The 26,297-nt window shown below is 70.1% G+C and carries 25 protein-coding genes; 15 read left to right on the top strand and 10 right to left on the bottom strand.

What is annotated here, in order from left to right; translation table 11 throughout:
- Nucleotides 1-56: 56 nt before the first annotated feature.
- The gene (gene nicT, locus Pka01_RS09460; RefSeq protein ID WP_239114855.1) at nucleotides 57-1,172 is read left to right on the top strand and encodes a Nickel transporter NicT; all 1,116 of its coding nucleotides are present in this window, start codon (nucleotides 57-59) and stop codon (nucleotides 1,170-1,172) included.
- 31 nt (nucleotides 1,173-1,203) lie between these two features.
- On the opposite strand, the gene Pka01_RS09455 is transcribed toward nicT, so the two are convergent.
- Entirely contained in the window at nucleotides 1,204-2,070 is an 867-nt protein-coding gene (locus Pka01_RS09455) for an NAD(P)H-binding protein (RefSeq protein ID WP_203882249.1), read from the bottom strand.
- A gap of 120 nt (nucleotides 2,071-2,190) precedes the next feature.
- Here Pka01_RS09455 and soxR point away from each other — a divergent pair, with 120 nt between their 5' ends.
- Nucleotides 2,191-2,631, top strand: coding sequence for a redox-sensitive transcriptional activator SoxR (soxR, locus tag Pka01_RS09450; protein WP_203882248.1), 441 nt, complete (start codon nucleotides 2,191-2,193; stop codon nucleotides 2,629-2,631).
- A 30-nt stretch (nucleotides 2,632-2,661) separates the two neighbouring features.
- On the opposite strand, the gene Pka01_RS09445 is transcribed toward soxR, so the two are convergent.
- Nucleotides 2,662-3,126 (bottom strand): MarR family winged helix-turn-helix transcriptional regulator, encoded by a 465-nt coding sequence (locus Pka01_RS09445; protein ID WP_203882247.1) that lies wholly within the window; start codon nucleotides 3,124-3,126, stop codon nucleotides 2,662-2,664.
- 172 nt (nucleotides 3,127-3,298) lie between these two features.
- Between Pka01_RS09445 and Pka01_RS09440 the strand changes: the two genes are divergently transcribed.
- Nucleotides 3,299-3,865, top strand: coding sequence for an NADPH-dependent FMN reductase (locus Pka01_RS09440; RefSeq protein WP_203882246.1), 567 nt, complete (start codon nucleotides 3,299-3,301; stop codon nucleotides 3,863-3,865).
- 123 nt (nucleotides 3,866-3,988) lie between these two features.
- Here the strand turns inward: Pka01_RS09440 and Pka01_RS09435 are convergent, their stop codons facing one another.
- From Pka01_RS09435 to Pka01_RS09425, 3 genes are read right to left on the bottom strand one after another with little or no spacing between them, the layout of a single operon-like run.
- Nucleotides 3,989-4,381: a DUF4180 domain-containing protein gene (locus Pka01_RS09435; protein WP_203882245.1), complete on the bottom strand. Its 393-nt coding sequence runs from the start codon at nucleotides 4,379-4,381 to the stop codon at nucleotides 3,989-3,991.
- The gene (locus tag Pka01_RS09430; RefSeq protein WP_203882244.1) at nucleotides 4,374-5,261 is read right to left on the bottom strand and encodes an alpha/beta fold hydrolase; all 888 of its coding nucleotides are present in this window, start codon (nucleotides 5,259-5,261) and stop codon (nucleotides 4,374-4,376) included. The genes Pka01_RS09435 and Pka01_RS09430 overlap by 8 nt, the downstream gene beginning before the upstream one ends.
- Entirely contained in the window at nucleotides 5,258-5,695 is a 438-nt protein-coding gene (locus Pka01_RS09425) for a helix-turn-helix domain-containing protein (protein ID WP_203882243.1), read from the bottom strand. The genes Pka01_RS09430 and Pka01_RS09425 overlap by 4 nt, the downstream gene beginning before the upstream one ends.
- A 178-nt stretch (nucleotides 5,696-5,873) precedes the next feature.
- On the opposite strand from Pka01_RS09425, the gene Pka01_RS09420 reads away from it, so the two are divergent.
- Nucleotides 5,874-8,567: an ATP-binding protein gene (locus tag Pka01_RS09420; protein ID WP_203882242.1), complete on the top strand. Its 2,694-nt coding sequence runs from the start codon at nucleotides 5,874-5,876 to the stop codon at nucleotides 8,565-8,567.
- On the opposite strand, the gene Pka01_RS09415 is transcribed toward Pka01_RS09420, so the two are convergent.
- Nucleotides 8,539-9,297 carry a GNAT family N-acetyltransferase gene (locus tag Pka01_RS09415; RefSeq protein WP_203882241.1) on the bottom strand — a complete coding sequence of 253 codons (759 nt, stop codon included), beginning with the start codon at nucleotides 9,295-9,297 and terminating at the stop codon, nucleotides 8,539-8,541. The two genes, Pka01_RS09420 and Pka01_RS09415, sit on opposite strands and share 29 nt — an antisense overlap.
- A gap of 603 nt (nucleotides 9,298-9,900) precedes the next feature.
- Here Pka01_RS09415 and Pka01_RS09410 point away from each other — a divergent pair.
- Nucleotides 9,901-10,866 carry an ATP-binding cassette domain-containing protein gene (locus Pka01_RS09410; protein WP_203882240.1) on the top strand — a complete coding sequence of 322 codons (966 nt, stop codon included), beginning with the start codon at nucleotides 9,901-9,903 and terminating at the stop codon, nucleotides 10,864-10,866.
- Nucleotides 10,867-10,903: 37 nt separating this feature from the next.
- The gene (locus Pka01_RS09405) at nucleotides 10,904-11,653 is read left to right on the top strand and encodes an ABC transporter permease (protein WP_203882239.1); all 750 of its coding nucleotides are present in this window, start codon (nucleotides 10,904-10,906) and stop codon (nucleotides 11,651-11,653) included.
- An 18-nt stretch (nucleotides 11,654-11,671) separates the two neighbouring features.
- Here Pka01_RS09405 and Pka01_RS09400 read toward each other — a convergent pair whose 3' ends face one another.
- Nucleotides 11,672-12,745 (bottom strand): TetR/AcrR family transcriptional regulator, encoded by a 1,074-nt coding sequence (locus tag Pka01_RS09400; protein WP_203882238.1) that lies wholly within the window; start codon nucleotides 12,743-12,745, stop codon nucleotides 11,672-11,674.
- 166 nt (nucleotides 12,746-12,911) lie between these two features.
- Here Pka01_RS09400 and clpX point away from each other — a divergent pair, with 166 nt between their 5' ends.
- The 5 genes from clpX (at nucleotide 12,912) to Pka01_RS09375 (ending at nucleotide 16,997) form a co-directional block, all read left to right on the top strand.
- Nucleotides 12,912-14,174, top strand: a complete 1,263-nt coding sequence (clpX, locus tag Pka01_RS09395) for an ATP-dependent Clp protease ATP-binding subunit ClpX (RefSeq protein WP_203882237.1) — start codon at nucleotides 12,912-12,914, stop codon at nucleotides 14,172-14,174.
- A 122-nt stretch (nucleotides 14,175-14,296) separates the two neighbouring features.
- Nucleotides 14,297-14,635, top strand: a complete 339-nt coding sequence (locus Pka01_RS09390) for a YciI family protein (RefSeq protein ID WP_203882236.1) — start codon at nucleotides 14,297-14,299, stop codon at nucleotides 14,633-14,635.
- A 38-nt stretch (nucleotides 14,636-14,673) separates the two neighbouring features.
- Complete coding sequence (locus Pka01_RS09385; protein WP_239114854.1) at nucleotides 14,674-15,798, top strand: RNA polymerase sigma factor; 1,125 nt, start codon at nucleotides 14,674-14,676, stop codon at nucleotides 15,796-15,798.
- A 42-nt stretch (nucleotides 15,799-15,840) separates the two neighbouring features.
- A complete protein-coding gene (locus Pka01_RS09380; RefSeq protein ID WP_203882235.1) occupies nucleotides 15,841-16,461 on the top strand; it encodes a YceI family protein in 621 nt (206 codons plus the stop codon).
- Between the two features lie 83 nt (nucleotides 16,462-16,544).
- Nucleotides 16,545-16,997: an ester cyclase gene (locus Pka01_RS09375; RefSeq protein ID WP_203882234.1), complete on the top strand. Its 453-nt coding sequence runs from the start codon at nucleotides 16,545-16,547 to the stop codon at nucleotides 16,995-16,997.
- Between the two features lie 85 nt (nucleotides 16,998-17,082).
- On the opposite strand, the gene mmsB is transcribed toward Pka01_RS09375, so the two are convergent.
- The 3 genes from mmsB to chvE form a co-directional block, all read right to left on the bottom strand.
- A complete protein-coding gene (mmsB, locus tag Pka01_RS09370; protein ID WP_203882233.1) occupies nucleotides 17,083-18,345 on the bottom strand; it encodes a multiple monosaccharide ABC transporter permease in 1,263 nt (420 codons plus the stop codon).
- Nucleotides 18,346-18,350: 5 nt separating this feature from the next.
- Entirely contained in the window at nucleotides 18,351-19,880 is a 1,530-nt protein-coding gene (mmsA, locus tag Pka01_RS09365) for a multiple monosaccharide ABC transporter ATP-binding protein (protein WP_203882232.1), read from the bottom strand.
- A 74-nt stretch (nucleotides 19,881-19,954) separates the two neighbouring features.
- Entirely contained in the window at nucleotides 19,955-21,085 is a 1,131-nt protein-coding gene (chvE, locus tag Pka01_RS09360) for a multiple monosaccharide ABC transporter substrate-binding protein (protein WP_203882231.1), read from the bottom strand.
- A gap of 314 nt (nucleotides 21,086-21,399) precedes the next feature.
- Here chvE and Pka01_RS09355 point away from each other — a divergent pair, with 314 nt between their 5' ends.
- The 4 genes from Pka01_RS09355 (at nucleotide 21,400) to araA (ending at nucleotide 26,260) form a co-directional block, all read left to right on the top strand.
- Complete coding sequence (locus tag Pka01_RS09355) at nucleotides 21,400-22,392, top strand: LacI family DNA-binding transcriptional regulator (RefSeq protein ID WP_203882342.1); 993 nt, start codon at nucleotides 21,400-21,402, stop codon at nucleotides 22,390-22,392.
- An 84-nt stretch (nucleotides 22,393-22,476) separates the two neighbouring features.
- Nucleotides 22,477-24,126, top strand: coding sequence for a ribulokinase (araB, locus tag Pka01_RS09350; RefSeq protein WP_239114853.1), 1,650 nt, complete (start codon nucleotides 22,477-22,479; stop codon nucleotides 24,124-24,126).
- A complete protein-coding gene (locus Pka01_RS09345) occupies nucleotides 24,123-24,782 on the top strand; it encodes an L-ribulose-5-phosphate 4-epimerase (RefSeq protein WP_203882230.1) in 660 nt (219 codons plus the stop codon). Before araB ends, Pka01_RS09345 begins: the two co-directional genes overlap by 4 nt.
- On the top strand, nucleotides 24,779-26,260 hold the full coding sequence (araA, locus tag Pka01_RS09340; protein ID WP_203882229.1) for an L-arabinose isomerase: 1,482 nt from the start codon (nucleotides 24,779-24,781) through the stop codon (nucleotides 26,258-26,260). Before Pka01_RS09345 ends, araA begins: the two co-directional genes overlap by 4 nt.
- Nucleotides 26,261-26,297: the final 37 nt, after the last annotated feature.

Below are 26,297 nucleotides of genomic sequence, written 5' to 3'. Positions count from 1 at the left end.
AATTGCAAAGGGCTCGCAATATCCCTAATATCCGGAATGTCCTAAGGGGGGCTCGGATGGGAAGTCCGGCGGCCGCGGTACGGCGCCGAATGTCGGGGATGTCGCGCGAGGAGTGGATCCGGCTCGGGGGGATGGCGGCCTTCGTCATCGCCCTGCACATCGCCGGCTGGTTCTCCCTCCTCGCCCTGATCGCCCCGCGGCACTACCAGCTCGGGACGTCCGGCGCCTTCACCGTGGGCCTGGGCGTCACGGCGTACACCCTGGGCATGCGGCACGCGTTCGACGCCGACCACATCGCGGCCATCGACAACACGACCAGGAAGCTGATGGCCGACGGTCAGCGCCCGCTCTCCGTGGGGTTCTGGTTCTCTCTCGGCCACTCGTCGATAGTGTTCGGCCTGTGCCTGCTCCTCAGCCTGGGCGTGCGGACCCTCGCGGGGCAGGTCGAGAGCGAGTCGTCCACCCTGCAGAGCGTGACCGGGCTCATCGGAACGCTCGTGTCCGGCGTCTTCCTCGTGATCATCGCGCTGATCAACATGATCGTCCTGTGGGGCATCCTCAAGGTCTTCCGTCAGATGCGCCGGGGAGCCTTCGACGAGGCCGCGCTGGAGGAGCAGCTCAACAAGCGCGGCTTCATGAACCGGATCCTGTCGGGCGCCACCAAGGCGGTACGCAAGCCCTGGCACATGTATCCGATCGGACTGCTGTTCGGCCTGGGATTCGACACGGCCACGGAGGTGTCCCTGCTGGTCCTGGCGGGCGGCGCGGCGGTGTTCAACCTGCCCTGGTACGCCGTGCTCACCCTGCCCGTGCTGTTCGCCGCGGGGATGAGCCTGCTGGACTCCATCGACGGCTGCTTCATGAACTTCGCGTACGGCTGGGCCTTCTCCAAGCCGGTGCGCAAGGTCTACTACAACATCACGATCACGGCGCTGTCGGTGGCGGTCGCGGTCATCGTCGGAGCCGTCGAACTGCTCGGACTGCTCGCGGACAAGCTCGGGATCGAGACCGGCCCGCTGGCGGCGATCGCCGGTCTCGACCTCAACTACGTCGGCTACGGGATCGTGGCGCTGTTCGTGCTCACCTGGGTCGTCGCGCTGGCCGTCTGGCGGTTCGGCCGGATCGAGCAGCGCTGGTCGGCCTCGGTGCGTCCGGCCGACGCCGACGCCTGAGACACGCGCAGAAGGCCACCCGGAGATCGGCCTATGCGCGTGAGCTCCGAGCCGCGGGGGAGAAGACACCGGCGTGCTCCCGCGCCCATTCGCCGAACGTGCGCGCGGGTACGCCCGTGACCTGTTCCACCGTGTGCGTCACCGGCTCCGGCCGGTCGGCGAGCGTGGCCCAGTAACCCAGCGCGCCGTCGACGAAGGCGGGATCGCCCCACGAGGCGAGCAACTGCTCCCGTGCCGACTCCGGAGGCAGCTCTTCCCAGCGCACGGGCCGGCCGATCGCCTCGCCGATCAGGCGCGCCTGGTCCGCCTGAGTGACCGCCTCCGGCCCGGTGAGGACGTACTTCGCGCCCGTGTGCCCGTCCTCGAGGAGGGCCCGCGCCGCCACGGCCGCGACGTCCCGCTCGTGGATGAGGGACCGGGCAGCCGCGCCGTACGGCCATCGCACGACGCCTTCCGTGCGGATCTGGTCCGCCCATCCGAGTGTGTTGGCCGCGAGGCCGCCGACCCGCAGGAAGGTCCAGTCGAGCGCCGAGCGCTCGATGAGGTGCTCGACCTCGCCCCAGAACCCGTTCTCCTCCGGCTTCAGATCATCGCGGACCGACATCGCGGACAGGTAGACGACCTGGCGGGCGTGCCCGGCGAGCGCGTCCACGACCGCGGGCGCCGCGTCGGCGGACAGGAAGGGCCAGAGCAGGAAGACCTTCGTCACTCCGTCCAGCGCCGCGTCGAGCGTGCCCGCGTCGGTGAGGTCGCCCTGCACGACGTGCACACCCTCGGGCAGCAGGCCGGCCGCCGGCCTGCGGGCCAGGGCCCGCACGTCGGCCCCGCCGTCCAGCAGATGGGAGACGACGTGCCGCCCGACGTTGCCGGTCGCGCCGATCACCAGAGAACCAGACATGAACATCCCCTCGATGTCGCAGACCGCCGGCCCGCATGACCGGCGCGAGGAACCCGCGCGGGCGCCTCAGGGGAAAGGCTCGGACTTAAACAATGGTGTAAGTCAAGCTAGGGTGATCGCGTGTCACCGAGAGAGGCCGACGAGCTGACGATCGGCGAGCTGGCCGAGCGCAGCGGTGTGCCGGCCACGGCGCTGCGGTTCTACGAGCGGCAGGGGCTGCTCCGCAGCCGCCGCACTCCCGGGAACCAGCGCAGGTACGGCCATGCCGCGGTGGGCAAGGTCGCGTTCATCCGGGCTTCGAGGAACGCGGGCGTGCCCGTCGCGATGATCGGGGAGGTCCTCGGGATCCTGCCCGAAGGCGCCGCCCCGACCAGGGAGTTCTGGATCAGGGCCGCGCGCTGCTGGAGCACGCATCTCGACGACAGGCTCTCGAGGTTGCGGCGCGCCCGCGAGGTGTTCGGAGGGTGCGCGAGCTGCGGCTGCCTGGCGTTCGACCGGTGCGCTCTGATGAAAGCGGGCACGGGCGAACCGGCGGGCCAGGGCGTCGACGACGGGATGTGACGGGGCCGGGTCAGGCCGCGGCCGGCTCGCTCACCCTCGGCATGCCGACTCGCTCACCTTGGACATGATGCGCATGAACGCGTCGAGATCGCCCGGGTCGATGTGGTCCATGACGTGCCGGCGAACGCTCGCGAGATGGGCGGGGTAGGCGGTCTCGAGGTGGCGGAAACCGGCATCGGTGAGCACCGCGAACGACCCCCTGCCGTCCGCCGCGCACTTGCGGCGTTCGACGAAGCCCTGGGCGACGAGCCGGTCGACGATGCGCGTCATGCCGGCGGGGGTGAAACTGCTCATCGACGCCAGCTCGCTCATCCTGAGCTGCCGGTGGGGCACCTCGGAGAGCTGGACCAGGACGCCGTACTCGCTCAGGCTCATGCCGTGACCGGCGACGAGTTCGGCGTCCAGGGCGCGCGGCAGGACGATGAGCGCATGAGCCAGAGCCCGCCAGGCGGCCTCTTCGTCGGCCGACAGGGGCTGGAGGTGTGTGGCTGCCACGGGGGCCAGTCTACTTCCTTGCCTAATCAACGACCTATTTACTTGACGAAGCAACAACCGGTGCTACTGTTTGTTCCGCTCAGCAACTATTTTGGGCGTGGCGCCCTGAGCTGCCCTTTTGTTTCCCCTGGGCGGGCGCACTGTCCCGATCTCAAAGAAAGTGCAGTTTCCCGTGACCAAGATCGCGATCATTCTCGGAAGCACCCGGCCGGGCCGCAACGGCGAGGCCGTCGCCAAGTGGGTCCTCGAGCTGGCGAGCAAGCGCAGCGACGCCGAGTTCGAGCTTGTCGACCTGAAGGACTACAACCTGCCCCACCTGGACGAGGCCGTCCCCCCGTCGATGGGCCAGTACTCGCAGCCGCACACCCATGCGTGGGCTGCGAAGATCGCTGAGTTCGACGGCTATGTCTTCGTGACGCCGGAGTACAACCACTCCACGTCAGGCGCGCTGAAGAACGCCATCGACTTCCTGTACGGCGAGTGGAATAACAAGGCGGCCGGCTTCGTCAGCTACGGCTCCGTCGGCGGTGCCCGGGCGGTGGAGCACCTTCGCCTGATCATGGCCGAGTTGCAGGTCGCGGACGTGCGCGCGCAGGTGGCGCTGTCGCTGGCGACGGACTTCGAGAACTACCACATCTTCACCCCGGCGGCCTACCACGAGGACAGCCTCACGACCCTCCTCGACCAGCTCGTCGCCTGGAGCCGCGCCCTCGCGCCGCTCCGCGCGTCGGCCGTCTGAGAACGCTCCGGAGCCGCCGCGCCGTGACGCGGTGACGCGAAGCCGTCCCCCGTGCTCGACCCGCCACAGTCGACGCACTGTGGGGGACGGCTTCGCGGTCTCCGTCCAGACCTGCCGGGCCCGTCAGTCTCCTGAGCCGTCGGCGGCGGTGGTCCGCGCCAGCCGGTCGGCGAGGCTCTCGGCGTCGAGGAGGAACCACGTCTGCGCGCCTCTGTTGCTCTCGTAGACGAAGTCGCGCAGGGCGGGGCTCTCGTTCGTGTGCGAGGTGACGTCACCGAGGACGGCGAGACCGAGCCGGTAGTTGACGAACTTCTGGATGACGTCGCCGGCGACCCGCGTGCGAAGCCGGAAGAAGTCCTCACCGAGACGGCTCGCCGGCACCGCGACCCATTCCGCGCCCACGCCGAACGCCTCTCCGATGAGGTCCAGCGCCTCACGCTCGCCGCGCAGCACGGGCCCCTCGGGCTCGCACACGAGGACGGGGACGCCGCCGAGGTGCCGCAGCGTGTCAGGCATGACCGCGATCTCCCTCCGTGTCACGCAGGAACCCGAGGATCCGCGACGTCTGCCCCTGCAGGAGGTGCCCGGCGTCCTCCAGGAGGTCGACCGTCGCGTGCGGCACGTTCCGCTCCATCCGCCGGCGGGTGCCGTACGAGTCGAGCAGGGCGTCCCTGCCGCCGACGATCACCAGCACGGGCATCGTCAGCCGCTGGAGCGTTTCGCCGGCGAAGACGGGGAGCCGATCCCTCCGCGGCCTGAAGTGCCTGTCGATGAGCATCACGAAATCGGCGAACGACCGGGCGCTCTCCGGATCCGTGCTCTGTTCCGCGGACGGGCGGACGCCGAGGACGAGCCGCATAAGGGTCCGCCGTCCTCGCCGCCCGAACAGGGCGAGCGGCACGGCCGCGAGCAGCACGCCGTACTTCTGCCGGCCGATGCCGCCGGGGCACAGGAGCACCAGGCGGTCGATCCGCTCGGGGCGCCGGGCCGCGTAGTCGACGGCCAGCCATCCGCCGAGCGAGACTCCGGCCAGTGACGCGCGCTCGACGCCAAGGGCGTCCAGCACGTCGTCGAGCCACGACGCGTACGCCTCCGACCCGAGCGCGGGCCGTGAGGGCGCGCTGAGACCCGGCTCACCGATCATGTCGACGGCGTGGACGCGGAAGTGCGCGGACCAGACGGCGGCGTCCGCCGCCCACATCGCCGCGTTCGCCTTCGACCCGTGCAGCAGAAGCAGGGGAGGGGCGTCCCGCGGCCCGCAGGACATGACGAACGTCTCGCCCTCGCGGGTCGGGACGCGCGACTGCTCGCCGGGCACCGGCCAGGCGTCGAGGTACTCGCGGTAACGCCGCTCGACGGCGCGTGCGCCCTCTGCCGAGGTGTAGAGGGCGCTCACGGCTGCTCGTCCGCGATCACGCTGATGATTTTGAGCAGGTCGGCGGTGGTGTTCAGATCGCCCACAAGGATGATCTTCATGCTCGCCCTCTCTTCGTCGTAGACGATCTCGATGTGCAGGCGTTCGCCGTCATGGGGGTGGGCGACGGAAGCCGTGACCAGGGTGCTCAGGCGGTTCATCGTGGTCGGGTCGACGGCGTCGATCTGCACGATGCCGGTCACCTCGGTCCGCCGGTGCCGCCGCGCGTCCTCCCGCGCCGGCGTGGCGACCGGATGCCCGGTGAACGCCTCGAGGTCGTCGCGGGCGATCCGGTACTGCCTGCCCCCGATGCGGACCGCCTTCAACCGGCCGTCACGTACGTAGCCGCGAACGGTCTTCACATGGAGTCCCAGTAGGTCGGCCACCTGGTCCACCGAATAGAGCTGGTCGGACACCACAACACCCTCTTGTCCCTTGAATTCCCTTCAAGCATGCCATGCGGAGGAGGTTTAGGGAAGTTAAGGGAAGCTATCGGCACGTCGGCAGGCCCGGTTCGGCGGCGAGAATCCGTGTCCGATGCGGGAGAAAGGGTGCGATTGAGAGGAATGTGCAAGCAATAGATAAGTTGTGCTGATGCTGCAGGGGCGGGTCGCGGAGCGTGACCAGATTGATCAGATGCTCACGAACGCCGCCACGGGCACAAGCAGCGCGCTGCTGATCCACGGCGAGGCGGGAATCGGGAAGACCGCCTTGCTCGACTACGCCGCCGAACGCGCGGACGGCGTCCGCGTGCTCCGCGTCGAGGGCATCGAGTCAGAGATGGAACTCGCCTTCGGCGGCCTGCACCAGCTCTTCCTGCCGGTGATGGACCTCCTCGGCCGGCTCCCCGGACCGCAGGCGGCGGCCATGCGGGCCGCGTTCGGGCTCACCGACGGTGTGGTGCGCGACCGGTTCACGATCGGCCTGGCGGTGCTCACGACGCTGGCCGAGGCCGTGGGTGAGGGACGGCTGTTGTGCCTGGTCGACGACGCCCAGTGGCTCGACACCGAGTCGGTGGACGCGCTGGTGTTCGCCGCCCGCAGGCTGCAGGCGGAAGGCGTCGTGATGATCTTCGCGGTCCGGGACGGCACGCGCGACGCCACCGTGAAGGGCCTGCCCGCTCTGCGGCTCCCGGGACTCGACCGGGAGGAGGCGGCGGCCCTGGTCGCCGGCCTTCCCCCGTATGTGCTGGACCGGATCGTGGCCGAGGCGCAGGGCAACCCACTGGCGATCATCGAGTTGTCCGCCGCCCTGACCCCGGCCCAACGCGCCGGCCGGTTGAGCCCGCTGGCGCTGCCCGAGACCGCGTCGCCGCCCTCCGGCCGGATCCAGGACGCGTTCCTGGCACAGATCGGCCGCCTTCCCGCCGCCACACAGGCGATGCTGCTCGTGGCTGCCGCCGACGACACCGGCGACCTCGGCCTGGTGCTGGACGCGGCCGGCCGGTTCGAGGTCTCGATCGCGGACCTCGAACCCGCTGAGCACGCCGGGCTGGTCTTCCTGTCGGGTGAAACGTTGCGCTTCCGCCACCCGCTGATCAGGTACGCCGCCTACCGGCGTGCCCCGCTCGCCCGGCGCATCGCCGCGCACAGGGCGCTGGCCGAGACGATGACGACCCCCCAACACGCGCACCGGCGCGCCTGGCACCTGGCCGCCGCCGCGACGGGTCCCGACGAACAGGTCGCCGCTGAGCTCGAACGTGTCGCGCGGTGGGCCGGTGGCAGGCAGGCGATGTCGTCCGCGTCGGCGGCCTACGAGCGGGCCGCCCAGCTCACTCCCGACCCGGGCACGCGGGTGCGGCGGATCATCGCCGCGGCCCTGGCCGCCGCCGACGGCGGTCAGGACGAGCGATGCGGCGACCTGACGGCGCTGGTGACGGATCCGATCCAGGACGCGGGCGTGGCGGCCGACTTCGCCCGGGCGCGGGCCATCGTCGAACTCGGGTACGGCAGGCCCGCCGCCTCCAGCCGCATCCTGCTCGAATGCGCGGACCTGATCGGCGCCGACCGGCCCGACAAGTTGCCTTCGCTGCTGGGCGACGCGCTGCACTCGGCCTTGTCCTCCGGAGACGCCGGCCTGATCGCCGACATCGCCGCCCGAGGGCAGGGTGGCCTGGTCATGGACGTGCCGGCCCGGCTGTTCGGCGGCGACCTGCCGGGTGGTCTGGAGGCGCTAGGCGACCTCGTGCGAGCCGTCCGCGAGCCGGAGGCCGCGTTCATGGACCTGCTGCTGGCCGCCGGCTACTGCCATCTGGTCGCCGATCACGAGACCGCGCACGAGCTCGCCGCCGCCGCTGCCGCGCACTGCCGCGAGCATGGCATCGGCGGATGGCTGCCCACGGCGCTTCATCTGCTCGCCCAGGTGGAACTGGCTCTCGGCCGCCACGACGAAGCCGCCGCGCACGCCGCCGAAGGGCTGCGGCTCGCGGACTACTGCAACCTGGCGCACCGAGCCGCCTATCTGCGCACCGTGACGGCCATGCTGGCCGCCGTGCGTGGTGATGAGGAACAAGCCCGCGACCTGGGAGAACACGCCCTGGCCTACACGCGCGGCCACGAGGTCGGCAGGGGCGCGGCCGACGCTCTGTGGGCGCTCGGCCTGCTGGAACTCGGGGCGGGCAGAGCTGAGGCGGCGCTGGTGCACCTGGAGTCGGCCGGGAGACAGGTCGGCCACCCTCTGCCGGCCATGTTCCTGGTCCCCGATCTGGTCGAGGCGGCCGTCCGCGCCGGGCGGCCGGAACGGGCGCGCGAGCCCGCGCGTCTGCTGGAGGAATGGGCGCGAACCGCCGGCCGGCCGCCGATCGCCGCCCTCGCCCGCCGCTGCCGAGCCCTGATCGGCCCGGACGAGGAGGCGGAACTCCACTTCGCGGCGGCCGTCCAGTCGCACGAGGGCGGCATCGGCTTCGACCGGGCTCGCACCGAACTGCTCTACGGCGAATGGCTGCGCCGCATGCGCCGCAGGACCGACGCGCGCCGTCATCTGCGCGAGGCACTGGAGACGTTCGAACGGCTCGGCGCCCGGCCGTGGGCCCGCCGCGCCCGGGCCGAACTGCAGGCCACGGGCGAGGCCGTGAACACGGCCGATCTCGCGGCCGGGCGCATCGGCCGGCTGAGCCCACAGGAGCGCGAAGTCGTACGCCTGGCCGCAACCGGCGCGACCAACCGGGAGATCGCCTCACAGCTGTTCCTGAGCCCCCGCACCGTCGGTCACCACCTCTACCGGGCCTTCCCCAAGCTCGGCGTCAGCTCCCGCGGCGAGCTCATGACGGTGCTGAGTACACCATCCTGATCTGCGCGGTGTGGTAGCCCGCTCGGGCGAAGGCGGCCGCCATCGGCGCGTTGCACGTGTCCGTGGTCGCCGTGATGAGCTCCGCCCCTGCCTCCGCCTGGAAGCGGGTGATCTCGGCCAGCACGTCGTCGACGTATCCACGGCCGCGCAACTCCGGGACCACGCCGAGGTAGCCGACATTGCGGTTGTACGGGGTCGCGGACGGGATCGCCAGCCCCGCGACCTGCCCGTCGGCGGTGCGGGCGAGCCGCCACCATGAGCGCTCGCCCGGGCAGCCGAGGTAGAAGTCCATCTCCTCGCGGGCCGTGGCCTCGACCCCCATGGCGGTCAGGTTCCTGCGGGTCTCATTGTCCAGGCTGCCCTGTGCGATCCGCCTGAACATCTCGAGGAACTCCTCGTCGGAGGCTTCGGCGAAGGTGAGCCTGCCGCTCGAGGCCGGGACGCCGGCCGCGGGTGTCCACTCCAGGCGCAGCCGCTCCACCTCGTCGGTGAGCCCCGCCGCCAGGGACGCGGACCGTCGCCAGGACAGCGCGGCGGAGACGGCCGGATCCTCGCGCCAGCCGTTCGGCAACGTCAGGTTGTAGATCGGCGGCTTCTGCGCGCCCTGCTCGTGGAAGGCCCGCAGGCCCGCGCCGAGCAGTCCGGCCGCCAAGGCGGCGCGGTCGGCGACCGAGGCCTCGACGTGGAGGCAGTCCAGGGCGCCGGATGCTCGCTCGTCGCCTGCCCCCACCACAGCGCACGGCCCACGATCCGGTCGCCGTCCTCGGCGATCCAGGTCCACTCGGGGCGGTACATCCTCTCGGCCAGTTCGGCCAGATAGCGGTCGGCGGGGATCCAGCTGATGGGTTCGTCGACCGTGAAGGCGACGACGCGATCGAGGTCGGCCTCGGTCGCAGGGCGGAACAACATGCTTCTCCTGATGCGTGGGGAATGTCGAGATCGTCACATGGTGGGGAAAGGTCCCGTGTCGACCGGCCCTACCGGGGCGGATCGGCGGAGACGATCGCCACCTCGGGGCCGAGCCGCGCCTGGGCCCGTCGGGAAGGGCGGGCGTCGTCGACGGTAGACGGATCATGGGGGAGGCGGCATCGGTCAGCGTGACTTAACACGACCACCGCCCACGGGCAGGCGTGTCCGCTGTCGTACGGACCGCATGAACGATTCCAAGGACGGATCCGGCCGTAAATCGGTTGACTCTTCCCGTGCCGGAGGATCCAGACTTGGCACGGCCGGCCCGCCCTCGCCCACACCAGGGCGCCGGCCACCGTCCATCCACCCCCTCGGCGTCCGTGGCGACTGACGGCACGAGGGCTCTCAGAACGGAGAGGAAGACGTGATCATCGAAGCGCACGGGTTGCGCAAGACGTTCACCGCCAAACGGGGCCGCGGCAAGACCGAGCAGGTCGAAGCGGTCAAAGGCGTCGACCTGGAAGTCGAGGCGGGCCAGATCTTCGCCGTGCTCGGCCCGAACGGTGCGGGCAAGACCACCACGATCAGGATGCTCGCCACCCTCATCCCGCCCACCTCGGGGACCGCGATCGTCGCGGGCCACGACGTGACCAGGGACCCGGGCAAGGTGCGGGAGAACATCGGCTACGTGGGCCAGGCCGGCGGCGTCGATGAGAACTCCCCGGGACGCGAGGGGATCATCCTCGCCGCGCGGATCGGCGGAATGTCCCGCAAGCAGGCGGAGACCCGCAGCGAGGAACTGCTCACCGCGTTCAGCCTGACCGAGTTCGCCGACCGGCCGATCAAGACCCTCTCCGGAGGTCAGAAGCGGCGGTTCGCCCTCGCCATCGGGCTCGTGAACCGGCCGCCGCTGTTCTTCCTCGACGAGCCGACCACCGGCCTCGACCCGCAGAACCGGGCCAACCTCTGGGACGAGGTGCGGGCGCTGCGCAAGCAGGGGACCAGCGTGCTGCTGACGACGCACTACCTGGAGGAGGCCGACGCGCTCTGCGACCGGCTCGTCATCATCGACCACGGGCTGGTGGTCGCCGAGGGCACGCCCGACGACCTGAAGAAGGAGATCGCGGGCGACGTCGTCACGCTCAGGCTGGGGGAGTCCGCGAACGAGCCGGCCCAGGCCCTGCTGTCCGCCGAGCCGTACGTCAGGGACGTGCGCACCGAGGACGAGACGCTGCGCGTCTACGTCGACGACGGCGAGCACAACCTTCCCCACCTGCTGCGCGCCCTGGAGGCCGGCGGGCTCGGCATCCAGTCCATCTCGCTCGACCGGGCGACGCTCGACGACGTCTTCCTGCGTCACACCGGCCGATCCCTCCGCGACGCCGACTGAGACTCCAGGACCCCGACGAGAACCGATTGGACCCCCGATGTTCCGACACACGATGTTGTTCCTCGGCTACGAGCTCAGGCTCACCCTGCGCAATCCGGTGTGGCCGCTGTTCGGCATCCTCCAGCCCGTGCTCTACCTGTTGCTGTTCGCGCCGCTCGTGGCCAACACCACCGTCGGCGGCACGATGGGCGACACGCTCCGGCTGTTCACACCGGGCGTGCTGATGATGATCGCCCTCTTCGGCTCGCTGTTCGTGGGCTTCGGCATGATCAACGAGATTCGCAACGGCTATCTCGAGCGGCTGGCGGTCAGCCCGGCGTGGCGTCCGGCGATCGTGCTCGGCCGCACCATGCGCGACATGCTCGTGCTGGTCCTCCAGGCGCTCCTCGTGATCGGCCTGGCCTGGCTGATGGGCATGCGCGCCAGCGCTCCGGGCGTGCTCGTGATGCTCGTGCTCATGGCGGCGACCGGCCTGCTCGCCTCCGGCCTCTCGTACGGCCTGGCGCTCGCGCTGCGGGACGAGAACGGGATGAGCCAGATCATGCAGTTCTTCGCGCTGCCGCTGATCCTGCTCACCGGCATCATGTTGCCGATGTCGCTGGCGCCGCAGTGGATGCAGACGGTCGCCCACTTCAACCCGCTCTACCACGCGGTGGAGGCGGGCCGTTCGCTGTTCGACGGCGACTTCACCGACGGGTCGATCCCGCTCGCGTTCGGTCTCACGCTGGCCCTCGGCGCCCTGACGCTGACCTGGTCGGTCTCGTCGATGAACAAGCTCGCGGGCTAGGTGCCGCCTGGACACTCCCTAGGCGGGCGCGATAGACGCCGCCGCGTGGCCCGCGCCGAAACCCTCGGCGCGGGCGACGACGCGGCCCGACGAGACGCGGACGGCGGTCTCGGTCCCGTCGCTGACCGCCGGCACGCCCGCCGCCTCGGCGAGGGCGCCCGTCTCGTCGCACACCACCTGCAGGCGCGGCCACGCCGCCATCGGGAACGCCTGGTGCAGACACATGCACAGGTCGGCGACGACCAGCCGCGCCAGGGGCGCCAGTTCGCCCGGCGAACTCGTGACCAGGACGGCCGTGACCTCGGCGCCGGCGGCGGCGGCGCGGACCGCGTCCTCGGCGGCGGCCGCGCGGTGCAGCCCCAGGATCGTCACGACGCCGTCTCCGGTCAGCCGTGCGGCTTCGCCGCGCACCAGGTCGACCGCGGGCGGCGGCGCCCACGGCTCGTCCACGGCACGGGTCGGGGGGATCATCGGCGGGGGCGGCCACCGGTCGCCCAGGTCGAGGCCGGCGAGCCGCTCACACGCGCTGACGACGTTGAAGGGCTCGACGAAACCGGGTGCGGCGGCGGCCATCTGGGCAGCGCCGTGCAGGGTGGTCAGCGCGACCTCTGCGGTCCGCACCAGCCGGGCGCCGGGCCTCCTCTGCGGGGTCAGGCGTTCGAGCGCCAGCCCGAGCAGGATCGCGTCGAGCTTCATGAGCTGCGCGAACGGACGCCGGACGCGTTCGTCGGCGAGGACCTCGGGCATCAGGTCCCTGTTCAGGGAGGCCATGCCGTGCCGGTCGTCCGTGGCGAGGGGGAACCGGGTCACCCAGGCGCGGGCGAACGCGCCGAGCGCGTCCCCGGGAGTGCGGCCGGGCTCGGCCTGCGACGGTTCGGGCGCCCGTTCGGCCAGGTCGGCCAGGACGGCGAAGTAGAGGGCCCGCTTGCCGGGGAAGTTGGAGTACACCGCGCCGCGGGTGAGCTCGGCCCGCTCGGCGATACCGTCGATCTTGGCGTCCCGGAAACCCCGTTCGGCGAACTCGGCTCTCGCGGCGGCCAGCACCTTGGCGCGGTTGCGCTCCTGGGCCTGCGCCCTGGTGAGCCGGCTCATGGTCCCCCTCTTCCGGCGTCGCCGTGTCCGTTCCTCCGGCGTTGCCGTCCGTTCCGGAGCAAGATACCGTTGCCACTCACATGTTGAGATCATCTGATCACACCATTCGAAGCCCGGCCCGCACCCTCCGAACCCGCCCGCACGATCGCTGAGGAGACCTCCTCCCGTGGCACGCACCGATCACGACCCGCTGAAGTGCGCATTCTGCGGCAAAGCCCATTCGCAGGTCAGGAAGCTCATCGCGGGCCCCGGCCGGATCTGCATCTGCGACGAATGCGTCGGCCTGTGCAACGAGCTCATCGCGGAGGAGTTCGGAGAGCCCTCCGTCGACGAGCCGCGGCACCTGCCGAAGCCGCGGGAGATCCACGCGTTCCTCGACCAGTACGTCATAGGCCAGGACGAGGCCAAGAAGGCCCTGTCGGTGGCGGTCTACAACCACTTCAAACGGATCCGCCCGGGAGCCGGGGGGAGTGAGCAGGTCGAACTGGGCAAGTCCAACATCCTCATGATCGGCCCGACCGGATCCGGCAAGACCCTTCTGGCGCAGACGCTGGCCCGGATGCTCGACGTCCCGTTCGCCGTCGCGGACGCCACCGCGCTGACCGAGGCCGGCTATGTGGGGGAGGACGTCGACAACATCCTCCTCAAGCTCGTCCAGGCCGCCGGCCACGACATCGCGAAGGCCGAGACCGGCATCGTCTACATCGACGAGATCGACAAGATCGCCAGGAAGGGCGAGAGTCCGTCGATCACCCGTGACGTCTCCGGCGAGGGTGTGCAGCAGGCGCTGCTCAAGATCCTGGAGGGCACGACGGCGAACGTCGCCCCGCAGGGCGGCCGCAAGCACCCCCAGCAGGAGTTCCTGCAGATCGACACCACCAACGTGCTGTTCATCGTCGGCGGCGCGTTCGCGGGCCTCGAGGAGATCATCGAGCGGCGGACGGCCCGCTCAGGCGCGGGGTTCGGCGGGGTGCTGCGCGGCCCCGGCGAACGGGACGTCCTCGCCGAGGTCACGCCGCAGGACCTGCTGACGTTCGGGCTGATCCCCGAGATCGTCGGGCGGCTTCCCGTGGTCTCCACGTTCCGCCCGCTCGACCGGACGGCGCTGGCGCGGATCCTCACCGAGCCGCGCAACGCGCTGATCAAGCAGTATCAGAAGCTCTTCGAACTCGACGGCGTGGAACTCGAGTTCACCGACGACGCCGTCACAGCGATCGCCGACCAGGCGTTGCTGCGCCGCACCGGCGCGCGGGCGGCCCGGGCGATTCTCGAGGAGATCCTGCTCAACGTGATGTACGAGGTGCCGAGCAGGGACGACGTGGCCAGGGTCGTCATCGACCGCGACACCGTGCTCGACAACGTCAATCCGACCCTGGTGCCGCGGGGACGGCCGGACGGCCGGCGGGGACGGGGACAGAAGTCCGCCTGACACACGCCGTCGGGGCCGCGACCGGTGTCTCGGCCGTCCTGGGATCATGAGATCCCGGCGGTGTCCCCCGCGCCGCCGCTCGTTCGTCGTGCGTGTGAGAGCCCGCTGCCCCGGAGGTCGAGATGCGGTACGCCTTGCTGATCTACAACGAGCCCGGCCAGGTCGAGGCGCTGTCGGACGCCGACCGCGAGGAGGCGTACGCCGAGTACCAGGTCCTGGCCGATGACGCCCGCTGCGTGGGCGCCACGCAGTTACATCCCGCGGAGACGGCGACCAGCGTGCGCGTGGTCGGCGGCCGGACGCTGGTGACCGACGGGCCGTTCGCCGACACCAAGGAGGTGCTCGGCGGCATCTGCATGATCGAGGCGGCCGACCTGGACGAGGCGCTCGAGATCGCGGCGCGTGTCCCGGCCGCCCGGGTCGGCGGCGTGGTGGAGGTCCGGCCGGTGGTGCAGCGCTGAGCGTTCTGGAGGAGGTCTTCCGGGACGAGTGGGGCCGGGTGCTGGCCTCGCTGGTCCGGTTCCTCGGCGACTTCGACCGGGCCGAGGACGCCGCGCAGGAGGCGTTCGCGATCGCGGCCCGGCGGTGGCCGGAGTCGGGAGTGCCGACCAACCCGGGTGCGTGGCTGGTGACGACCGCCCGCAACCGGGCGATCGACCGGATCCGCCGGGAGCGCACCCTGGCCGAGAAGATCCACCTGCTGCTGCCGGAGCCCGACGCCGTGATGGAGGAGCCCGACGACACCGTGATCAAGGACGAACGGCTGGAACTGATCTTCACCTGCTGCCACCCGGCGCTGGCGCTGGAGGGGCAGGTGGCGCTCACGCTGCGCGCCCTCGGAGGACTGGAGACCGCCGAGATCGCCCGGGCCTTCCTCGTCTCCGAGGAGACCATGAAGCGGCGCCTGTCCCGCGCCAAGAACAAGATCAAGGCAACCGGGATCCCGTTCGCGGTACCCGCCGCGCACCGCCTGCCCGACCGCCTCGACGCGGTGCTCGCCGTCATCTACCTGATCTACAACGAGGGCTACCGCGGCCGGGTCGACCTCGGCGCGGAAGCCATCCACCTGGGCCGGATGCTGGCCGCGCTCATGCCGGGCGAACCGGAGGCGCACGGGCTGCTGGCGCTGATGACGATCCACCACGCCCGGCGGCGGGCCCGGTTCTCCGGCGAGGATCTCGTGCTGCTCGACGATCAGGACCGGTCGTTGTGGGACATGGGCCAGATCGAGGAGGGGCGGGCGGCGCTCGATCGGGCGCTTGCGCTCGGCGGGCGGGGCTCCTATGTCGTCCAGGCCGCGATCGCGTCGCTGCAGACGCGGGAGCGCGTCGACTGGCCGCAGGTCGCCGAGCTGTACGGGCGGCTGGCCGAGCTCACCGGCTCCCCGGTGGTCGAGCTCAACCGCGCCGTGGCGCTCGCCCAGGCCGGTGACCCCGGTGGCGCGTTGCGTGCCGTCGACCGCCTCGACCTGGACGGCTATCTCTACTTCCACTCGACCCGCGCGGAGCTGTTGCGGCGGCTCGGCCGGGACGACGCGGCGAGAGCCGCGTACGGCCGGGCGCTCGAACTGGCCACCACGACCCCCGAGCGGCGGTTCCTGACCCGAAGGATCGAAGAACTCTGATCCCGGGCGTCCCGCCGGCGGGCGCCCGTTCGTCGCCTGAGTATGAGCGACAACCTTTCGTCCCCATCTCGTGATCCGCGCGGCCGCGCGGGCGTACAGGCCGCCCCGGCACGCCCGGCCGTCGAGATCCCCGGATACCTGGCCGGCACCTGGACGGCCGACCCGGTGCACTCCGAGATCGGCTTCTCCGTCCGGCACCTCATGATCAGCACGGTTCGCGGCCGGTTCACCGGATACGACGTCACGATCGTCACGAGCGAGGACCCGCTGAGCTCGTCGGTCGCCGCGACGATCGACCTCGCGTCCATCGACACCGGCTTCGGACGGCGGGACGGCCACCTCCGCTCCATCGACTACTTCGACGTCGGCAGGCACCCGACGATGAGCTACCGCTCGACCGAAGTCCGCGGGACCGACGACGGTTGGCTCGTCGACGGCGAACTCACGTTGCACGGCGTCACCCGCCAGGTGCCGCTGACCGTCGAGGTGGGCGGGTTCGGCCCGGATCCGTTCGGCGGGCACCGGGCCGGCTTCTCCGCGACCGCGCAGATCAACCGGCGCGACTTCGGCGTCGACCACATCATCCCGATGGACGGCGGCGGCGTCGTGGTGGGCGACGTGGTCTCGATCAGCCTGGAGATCCAGGCCGTCCTCCAGAAGTGACCCGATCCGGGCGGGCCGCCGCACATCCCGCGGCGAGCGGCGCCGGCCACTCGAACGTTCAGACCGACCAGAGGAGAGACCACATGCCGACGACCCGGGCCACCGGCAACCAGGCCACGTTCAGCCGTTTCCACGACGCCGTGAACAGCCGCGACGCCGATCTCATCGCGAAGACGATCGACGAGGTCGTCGACCCGGACCTGGTGTTCCACGCGCCGGTGGCGATGGACGCGCCGGGGGTGCAGGCGCTCAAGCACGTGTGGAGACTGCTCCTGCGCGCGTTCCCCGACATCCACGTCGAGATCGAGGACGTGATCGCGGAGGGGGACAAGGTCGTCTACCGGAACACGGTCACCGGGACGCACCAGGGCGAGTACCGGGGTCTGGCGCCCACCGGCAGATCCGTCACGTACGGCGAGATCTTCATCGTCCGCTTCGCAGGCGGCCGCATCGCCGAGATCTGGGGAATCGTCGACGTCTTCGCACAGATGCGGCAACTCGGTGCCCTTCCGGCCCAGGAGGCGCCGCAAGCCTGACCCGAGCGGCGGCGCCGGAACGGAGAAAGGCCGGGCACCGAGACGCGATCACGTCTCGGCGCCCGGCCTTCCGGTCGTGCGGGGTTCAGCGGCTGGAGCTCGCCGCCCGGCGCTTGGTCCACACGTCGAACGCGACGGCGGCCAGCAGGACGACGCCCTTCACGAGCATGACCCGCTCACTCGGCGCGCCGATGAGGGACATGCCGTTGTTGATGACGCCCATGATGAGACCGCCGGTGACCGCGCCGACCACCTTGCCGACGCCGCCCTGGACGGCCGCGCCGCCGATGAACGCCGCCGCGATCGCGTCGAGCTCGAAGGAGTTGCCCGCGGTGGGGCCCGCCTGGTTGAGCCGGCCGGCGAAGATGATGCCGGCGATCGCCGACAGGACGCCCATGTTGACGAAGATCCAGAAGATGACCGACTTGACCTTGATGCCGGACAGGAGCGCGGCCTGCAGGTTGCCGCCGATGGCGTAGATCCGCCGGCCGAACACGGCCCGGTTGGTCACCAGCGAGTAGCCCAGCACGAGCGCCGCAAGCAGCACGAGCACCCAGGGCAGGTTCTTGAACCGGGCGAGCTGCACGACCACGAAGAGGATGACCGCGGCGGCCAGGACCACCTTGAGCAGGAAGACCGGGATCGAGTCGACGGCCTGCCGGTAGCCCAGCCGTGCCGCGCGGGAGCGCCACTGGGTGATCGCCACGCCCGCTACCGCCACGATGCCGATCAGCAGGCTGAACAGGTCGGCGCCGCCCAGGGGGCCGAGGCCGATGTTGCCCAGGTAACCGTCGGTGAAGCCGTTCGACAGGGTGCGCACCGCGTCGGGGAACGGGCCGATGCCCTGGTTGCCCAGGACGGTGAGGGTGAGCGCGCGGAACAGCAACATGCCGGCGAGCGTGACGATGAAGGCCGGGATGCCGAAGTAGGCGATCCAGTACCCCTGCCAGGCGCCGATGAGGGCACCGGCGATCAGCGTGATGAGCAGCGCCAGCGGCCAGGGCACTCCGTAGTTGACCATCAGCACGGCGGCGATGGCGCCGGTGACCGCGACGACCGAACCGACCGACAGGTCGATGTGCCCGGCGATGATGATCAGGATCATCCCGATCGACAGGATCAGGATGTAGGAGTTCTGAACGATGATGTTCGAGATGTTCTGCGGCTGGAGCAGCGCCCCGTCGGTGAGAACCGTGAACAGCAACACGATCAGCGCGAAGGCGATGTAGATGCCGCTCTGCCGTACGTTGATCGACAGGCCCGATGACCTGCCGGGCGTGCCCGGTGCGGGCGCGTCCTTCGCGCCCGACGCGAGGGCCGCGTCAGAGGGGGAGGTGCTGCTGCTCATCGGATCTAGTCCAGTCCCTTCGTCATGTACTGCATGATCCGTTCCTGCGTCGCGTCGCCGCGCTGGACTTCACCGGTGATCCGGCCGGCCGACAGCGCGTAGATCCGGTCGCACAGACCCAGCAGCTCCGGCAGTTCCGACGAGATGACGAGGATGGCCTTGCCGGAGTCGGCGAGGCGGTTGATGATCGTGTAGATCTCGTACTTGGCACCGACGTCGATGCCGCGGGTCGGCTCGTCCAGGATGAGGACGTCCGCGTCCGTGAAGATCCACTTGGCCAGGACGACCTTCTGCTGGTTGCCGCCGCTGAGCTTGCCGGTGACGCTCGAGACGCTGGGCGCCTTGATGTTCATGCTGGAGCGGTACTCGTCGGCGACGCGGAATTCCTCGTTGTCGTTGACCCAGCCCCGGCGGGCCAGCTTCGACAGCGCGGCCGCCGAGACGTTGCGCTTGATGTCCTCGATCAGGTTGAGGCCGTACCGCTTGCGGTCCTCGGTGGCGTACGCGATGCCGTTCTGGATCGCCTCGCGCACCGACCGCGCCTCGATCGGCCGGCCTTCCTTGAACAGGCGGCCCGAGATGTTGGTGCCGTAGGTGCGGCCGAAGATGCTCATCGCGAGCTCGGTGCGGCCGGCGCCCATGAGGCCGGCGAGGCCGACGATCTCGCCCTTCCGCAGCGTCATGTTGACGCCGGAGACGACCGCCCGGCCGCGCTGCGTCGGGCTGTGGACCGTCCAGTCCTCGATCCGCAGGGCCTCCTCGCCGATCTGCGGCTCGTGCGGCGGGAAGCGGTTCTCCAGGGCCCGGCCGACCATGCCGGCGATGATGCGGTCCTCGGTGACCTCTCCGGTCGCCATGTCGAGCGTCTCGATCGTCCGGCCGTCGCGCAGGATCGTGATCGAGTCGGCGATCGCCATGACCTCGTTGAGCTTGTGCGAGATGATCACGCAGGTGATGCCCTCGTCACGCAGGCCGCGCAGCAGGTCGAGCAGGTGCTCGGAGTCCTCGTCGTTCAGCGCGGCGGTGGGCTCGTCCAGGATGAGCAGCCGCACCTTCTTGGACAACGCCTTGGCGATCTCGACGAGCTGCTGCTTGCCGACGCCGATGTCGGAGATCGTGGTGACCGGGTTCTCCCGCAGGCCGACACGGTCGAGGAGGGCCGCGGCCTCCGCGTTGGTGCGGTTCCAGTCGATCAGGCCACGCGTGGCCTGCTCGTTGCCGAGAAAGATGTTCTCCGCGATCGACAGCTGAGGGGAGAGCGCCAGTTCCTGGTGGATGATGACGATCCCGCGGTGCTCGCTGTCCCGGATGTCGGAGAATCGGCAGGGCTCCCCGTCGAAGGAGATCTCGCCCTCGTACGACCCGTGGGGGTAGACCCCGGACAGCACCTTCATGAGGGTCGACTTGCCGGCGCCGTTCTCTCCGCAGATCGCGTGGATCTCGCCCCGCCGCACGGAGAGGTTCACGTCCTGGAGCGCCTTGACTCCGGGGAACGTCTTGGTGATCCCGCGCATCCGCAGGATGTCATCGGTCATTTGTCGCTCATGGCCTCTCGGTGAGCTGTGAAGGAGGTGCGGCCCCCGTTCCAGGGCCGCACCTCGTTACGGGATCAGCCGCCGAGCTGGGCCTGGGTGTAGTAACCGGTGTCGACGACTTCCTTCTGGTAGTTCGTCTTGTTCACGATCACCGGCTCCAGCAGGTACGACGGGACGACCTTGTTGCCGTTGTCGTAGTCCTTGGTGTTGTTGACTTCAGGCTGCGCGCCCTTGAGTACGCTATCCGCCATTTTGACCGTGACGTCCGCCAGTTGGCGGGTGTCCTTGTAAATGGTGGAGTACTGCTCGCCCGCGATGATCGACTTAACCGAGGCGAGCTCGGCGTCCTGGCCGGTCACGATCGGGTACGGCTGGTCGCCGGTGCCGTAGCCGTTGCTCTTCAGCGCGGACAGGATGCCGATCGACAGGCCGTCGTAGGGCGACAGGACGCCGTCGACCTTCGTGCCGCTGCTGTAGGTCTTGGTGAGCAGGTCCTCCATGCGCTTCTGCGCCGTGGCGGGGTCCCACCGGAGGATGGCGACGGTCTTGAAGTCCGTCTGGCCGCTCTTCACGACGAGCGTCTTGCTGTCGATGAGCGGCTGGAGGACCGACATGGCGCCGTTGAAGAAGAACGTCGCGTTGTTGTCGTCGGGGGAGCCGCCGAACAACTCGATGTTGAACGGGCCCTTCGCGGAGCCGTCCGTGCCGTCCTCGTTCTTCAGCTTCAGGCCGACCAGCAGCGAGGTGGCCTGCTGGACACCGACCTTGAAGTTGTCGAACGTCGCGTAGTAGTCGACGTTGGGGCTGTTGCGGATCAGCCGGTCGTAGGCGATGACCGGGATCTTCTTGTCCGCGGCCTCCTGGAGCTGCGTGGTGATCGCGGTGCCGTCGATCGAGGCGATGATCAGAAGCTTGGCGCCCTTGGTGATCTGGTTCTCGATCTGGTTGACCTGAGTCGGGATGTCGTTCTCCGCGTACTGCAGGTCGACCTTGTAGCCGAGCTTCTCCAGACCCGCCTTGACGTTGTCGCCGTCGTGGATCCAGCGCTCCGAAGACTTGGTCGGCATCGTGACGCCCACCAGGGCCCCGGTGTTGTCGCCGGACGTGGCCTGTGTGTCGACCGTCTTCTCGCTCGAACCGCACGCCGACGCGAGCACAGCGAGGGCTACGGCGGGAACCACCGCCGCCAATCGTCGAAATCTCATTTTTTCTCCTTGCGCATGGGGGTGGCCGGATGCGGCACGAGGAGACGGCCGGGCCCGAGGGAGTTCGCAAAGGCAAAGCTAGCCCGGGCAGTCGTCTGACCCTGAGTTCGGTAGTGTTATCGCTAACATTCTCAGTGTCAATAGATGCCGATAACGTCGCCGTAACAAGGGGCAATCGCCCCTGTAAGGCTGTCGTTACCACAACGTAACAAAAAGTCTTCTTGACGCTGGCGGTTGTTAACGCTCACAGTCGTTCTCTGGGAAGAAGGAGAGGAGTGCGCGTGGGATCAAGCACGGGGGGACGCCCACCGGTGATGGCCGATGTGGCCAAGGCGGCGGGCGTGTCACACCAGACCGTCTCCCGGGTGCTCAACGACCACCCGAACGTGCGGGCCGAGACGCGTTCGCGCGTCCTGGAGGCGATCGACCTGCTCGGCTACCGCCGCAACATGGTCGCGCGAGCCCTGGTGACCCGGCACTCGCGGACGCTGGGCGTCGTGAGTTTCGACACCACCCTGTACGGCCCGGCGAGCACCGTCTACGGCATCGAGCAGGCGGCCAGGGACGCGGGATATTTCGTCAGCATCGTCAGCCTCCGCACGATCGACAGGGCCGGTGTGCGCGACGCCATCAACTACCTGATCGAGCAGGGCGTCGACGGCATCGTCGTGGTCGCCCCGCAGCGGTCGGCGGCCGCCGCGCTGGAGGACCTGTCGCCCGGCATCCCGATCGTGGCAGTGGAGGGCGGGCACTCCGGCCAGGTCCCGGTCGTCTGCGTCGACCAGGCGGAAGGAGCCAGGCTTGCCACCGCCCACCTGCTGAAGCTCGGTCACGAGACGGTGTGGCACGTCAGGGGGCCGCAGGACTGGCTGGAGGCCGAGGGCCGGGTCGAGGGCTGGCACGAGACCCTGTCCACCGCGGGCCGGGAGATCCCCGAGGTCCTCTCCGGCGACTGGAGCCCGCGCTCGGGCTACGAGGCCGGCAAGCGCCTGGCCACGATGGCCGGCGAGGTCAGCGCCGTGTTCGTGGCCAACGACCAGATGTCCCTCGGCGTGTTGCGCGCCTTCACCGAAGAAGGCGTGCGGGTGCCGGAACAGATCAGCATCGTGGGATTCGACGACATCCCGGAGTCGGAGTTCTTCTCTCCGCCGCTCACCACGGTCAGGCAGGACTTCGGAGCGGTGGGCCGGCACAGCATCGACGTGCTTCTCGGGCAGCTCGAGGAGGGCGCGGCGAAGGTGCTGGAGCGTTTCGTCGTGCCCCCCGACCTCGTCGTCCGGGGGAGCAGCGCTCCGCCGGGCGCGTAGATCCCCGTCCGGCTTCCCCGCGCCGCCACCGGAAAACCCGGAACGCGGCGCCGGCCGTACCCCCGTCCCCCCGTTGGAGTTGAAGTGAGCGATAACAACGACCGCTACGTGATCGGTGTCGACTTCGGCACCTTGTCCGGACGCGCCGTCGTCGTTCGGGTGAGCGACGGCGCCGAACTGGGCAGTGCCGTCCACGAATACACGCACGCCGTGATCGAGGAGAGTCTGCCGGGCACCGCGATCCGGCTCGGGCCCGACTGGGCCCTGCAGTCGCCCGAGGACTGGCGCGACGTGCTGCGCGTCGCGGTGCCGAAGGCGCTGGCCGTCGCGGGCGTCCCCGCCTCCGACGTGATCGGCATCGGCACCGACTTCACCGCGTGCACGATGTTGCCGACCACCGCCGACGGCGTCCCCCTCAGCGAACTGCACCCCGAGCGGCCCCACGCGTGGCCGAAGCTCTGGAAGCACCACGCCGCCCAGCCCCAGGCCGACCGGATCAACGCCGTCGCCGCCGAGCGGGGCGAGCCGTGGCTGCCGCGTTACGGCGGGAAGATCTCCTCGGAGTGGGAGTTCGCGAAGGCGCTGCAGGTCCTCGAGGAGGACCCGGAGACCTACCACGCGGCGGCCCGCTGGATCGAGGCCGCCGACTGGATCGTCTGGCAGCTCACCGGCGTGGAGTCCCGCAACGTCTGCACCGCCGGATACAAGGGCATCCACCAGGACGGCCGCTACCCCGACGAGGGCTTCCTGACCGCGCTGCACCCCGGCTTCGGCGGCTTCCCCGCCACGCTCGGCCAGGAACTCGCCCCCCTCGGAGGCCTCGCCGGCCGCCTGAGCGCGGAGGCGGCCCGGTGGACCAAGCTGCCCGAGGGCATCGCCGTCGCAGTCGGCAACGTCGACGCGCACGTCACGGCCGCCGCGGCCGATGCCGTACGGCCCGGCCAGATGGTCGCCATCATGGGCACCTCGACCTGTCACATCATGCCGTCAGACGAGCTCGCCGAGGTTCCCGGCATGTGCGGCGTGGTGCGCGACGGCATCGTGCCGGGCCTGTGGGGCTACGAGGCCGGCCAGTCGGCCGTCGGCGACATCTTCGCCTGGTTCGTCGAGACGTCCGTGCCCGCGTCCTACGCCGCGCGCGCGGCCGAGGCCGGCATGAACGTCCACGAGTACCTGACCTCGCTCGCCGAACGGCAGGCGGTCGGCGCCCACGGGCTCGTCGCACTCGACTGGCAGGGCGGGAACCGCTCGGTGCTCGTCGACCACAACCTGTCCGGCGTGATCGTCGGCCAGACCCTCGCCACCAGGCCGGAGGACGTCTACCGCGCGCTGATCGAGGCGACCGCGTTCGGCGCCCGCGTCATCGTGGAGACCTTCGAGGCGGCCGGGGTGCCGGTCGGAGAGTTCGTCGTCGCGGGCGGACTGCTCAAGAACTCCTTCCTCATGCAGGTCTACAGCGACGTGCTGCGCCGCCCCCTGTCGGTGATCGGCTCCGACCAGGGGCCCGCTCTGGGCTCGGCCATCCACGCGGCGGTCGCGGCCGGCGCGTACGCCGACATCACCGAGGCCGCCGCCGCGATGGGCAAGCGCACTCCGGACGCCTACGTGCCCGACTCCGGCCGGGCGGACGCATACGACCGGCTGTACGCCGAGTACCGCCGGCTGCACGACCACTTCGCGGACGGCGGGCTGCTGCACCGCCTCCGCGCGATCAGAAACGAGGCCACGGAATGATCGAGCAGCTCCGGGAGGCCGTGTGCGGCCTGCACGCCGAGCTGGTGCGCTACAACCTGGTCGCCTGGACGGCGGGGAACGTGTCCGGCCGCGTACCGGGCGAGGACCTGTTCGTCATCAAGCCGAGCGGCGTCTCCTACGACGACCTCACCCCGGCGTCGATGGTCGTCTGCGACCTCGACGGCAACGTCGTCGAGGGCGAGCACGCCCCGTCCAGCGACACCGCCGCGCACGCGTACGTGTACCGCCACATGCCGGAGGTCGGCGGCGTGGTGCACACCCATTCGACGTACGCGTCGGCCTGGGCCGCACGGGGGGAGCCGATCCCGTGCGTGCTCACCGCGATGGCGGACGAGTTCGGCGGCGAGATCCCCATCGGGCCGTTCGCGCTCATCGGCGGAGACGACATCGGCCGCGGCATCGTCGAGGTCCTGTCCGGCCACCGCTCGCCGGCCGTCCTCATGCAGAACCACGGGGTCTTCACCATCGGCGGCTCGGCGAAGGCGGCGGTCAAGGCCGCCGTGATGTGCGAGGACGTGGCCCGGACGGTGCACGTGTCCCGGCAGCTCGGCGAGCCCCTGCCGATCAAACAGGACGACGTCGATCGTCTGTACGACCGCTACCAGAACGTCTATGGGCAGAGGAGCTCGCGTTGAAGATCTGGTTTCTGACCGGCAGCCAGGGCCTGTACGGTGAGGACACCCTCCGCCAGGTCGCCGAGCAGTCCCGGCGGATCGCCGAGGAGCTGAACGACACGCTGCCCGTCGAAGTGGTGTGGATGCCCGTCCTCACCAGCGCGGGCGCGATCCGGAGGCTCTGCCTCGAGGCCAACGCCGACGACGAGGTCATCGGGCTGATCGCCTGGATGCACACCTTCTCGCCCGCCAAGATGTGGATCGCCGGGCTCGACGCCCTGAGCAAGCCCCTCGTGCACCTGCACACCCAGGCCAACCGTGAGCTCCCGTGGAGCTCCATCGACATGGACTTCATGAACCTGAACCAGGCCGCCCACGGCGACCGGGAGTTCGGTTACGTGCAGACCAGGCTGGGCGTGGCACGCAAGACCGTCGCCGGGCACGTCAGCGACCCGTCGGTCGCGGCGCGGATCGGCGCCTGGGCCCGGGCGGCGGCCGGCCGGGCCGAGGTGGCCTCCCTCAAGCTCGCCAGGTTCGGCGACAACATGCGCGACGTGGCCGTCACCGAGGGCGACAAGGTCGAGGCCCAGATCACGTTCGGCGTCTCGGTCAACACCTACGGCGTCAACGAGCTGGTCGAGGCCGTCGACGCCACGGCGGACGCGGACGTGACGGCGCTGGTGAAGGAGTACGAGGAGCTCTACCAGGTCGCGCCGGAGCTGCGCGCAGGTGGGGAGCGCCACGACTCCCTGCGCTACGCCGCCCGCATCGAGCTGGGCCTTCGGGGGTTCCTCGAGGCCGGCGGGTTCAAGGCGTTCACCACCAACTTCGAGGACCTCGGCGGCCTGCGGCAGCTGCCGGGCCTGGCCGTACAGCGCCTGATGGCCGACGGCTACGGCTTCGGCGGCGAGGGCGACTGGAAGACCTCGGTCCTGCTGCGCACACTGAAGAAGGCGGCCGAGGGGGTGCCCGGCGGCACGTCCTTCATGGAGGACTACACCTACCACCTGACGCCGGGAGAGGAGCTCATCCTCGGGGCGCACATGCTCGAGGTCTGCCCCTCCATCGCCTCGGGAACGCCGTCCTGCGAGATCCACCCGCTGGGCATCGGCGGCCGGGAGGACCCGGTCCGGCTCGTCTTCGACGCCGCCCCCGGCCCGGCGGTGGTCGTCGGCCTGGCCGACATGGGTGAGCGCTTCCGGCTGGTGGCCAACGAGATCGACGTCGTCGCGCCGCTCGAGCCGCTGCCGCGGCTTCCCGTCGCCCGTGCGGTCTGGAGTCCCCGTCCTGACCTGCGCACCTCCACCGAGTCCTGGCTGACGGCGGGCGGCCCGCACCACACCGTGCTGTCCGCGGCCATCGGCACCGAGGAGCTCACCGACCTGTCCGACATGCTCGGCGTCGAGCTGGTCATGATCGACGCCGACACGACCTCCCGCGCGCTGGCCAAGGAGCTGCGCTGGAACCAGGCCTACTACCGCCTCGCCCGAGGCTTCTGACCGGCGGATATCCGCCACCTCCAGGGGCGCCGCCCAA

Origin of the sequence: Planotetraspora kaengkrachanensis, assembly GCF_016862895.1 — a bacterium.
In the GTDB taxonomy this organism is placed as follows: Bacteria; Actinomycetota; Actinomycetes; order Streptosporangiales; family Streptosporangiaceae; genus Planotetraspora; species Planotetraspora kaengkrachanensis.
This window is presented reverse-complemented; position numbering and strand designations above follow the sequence as displayed.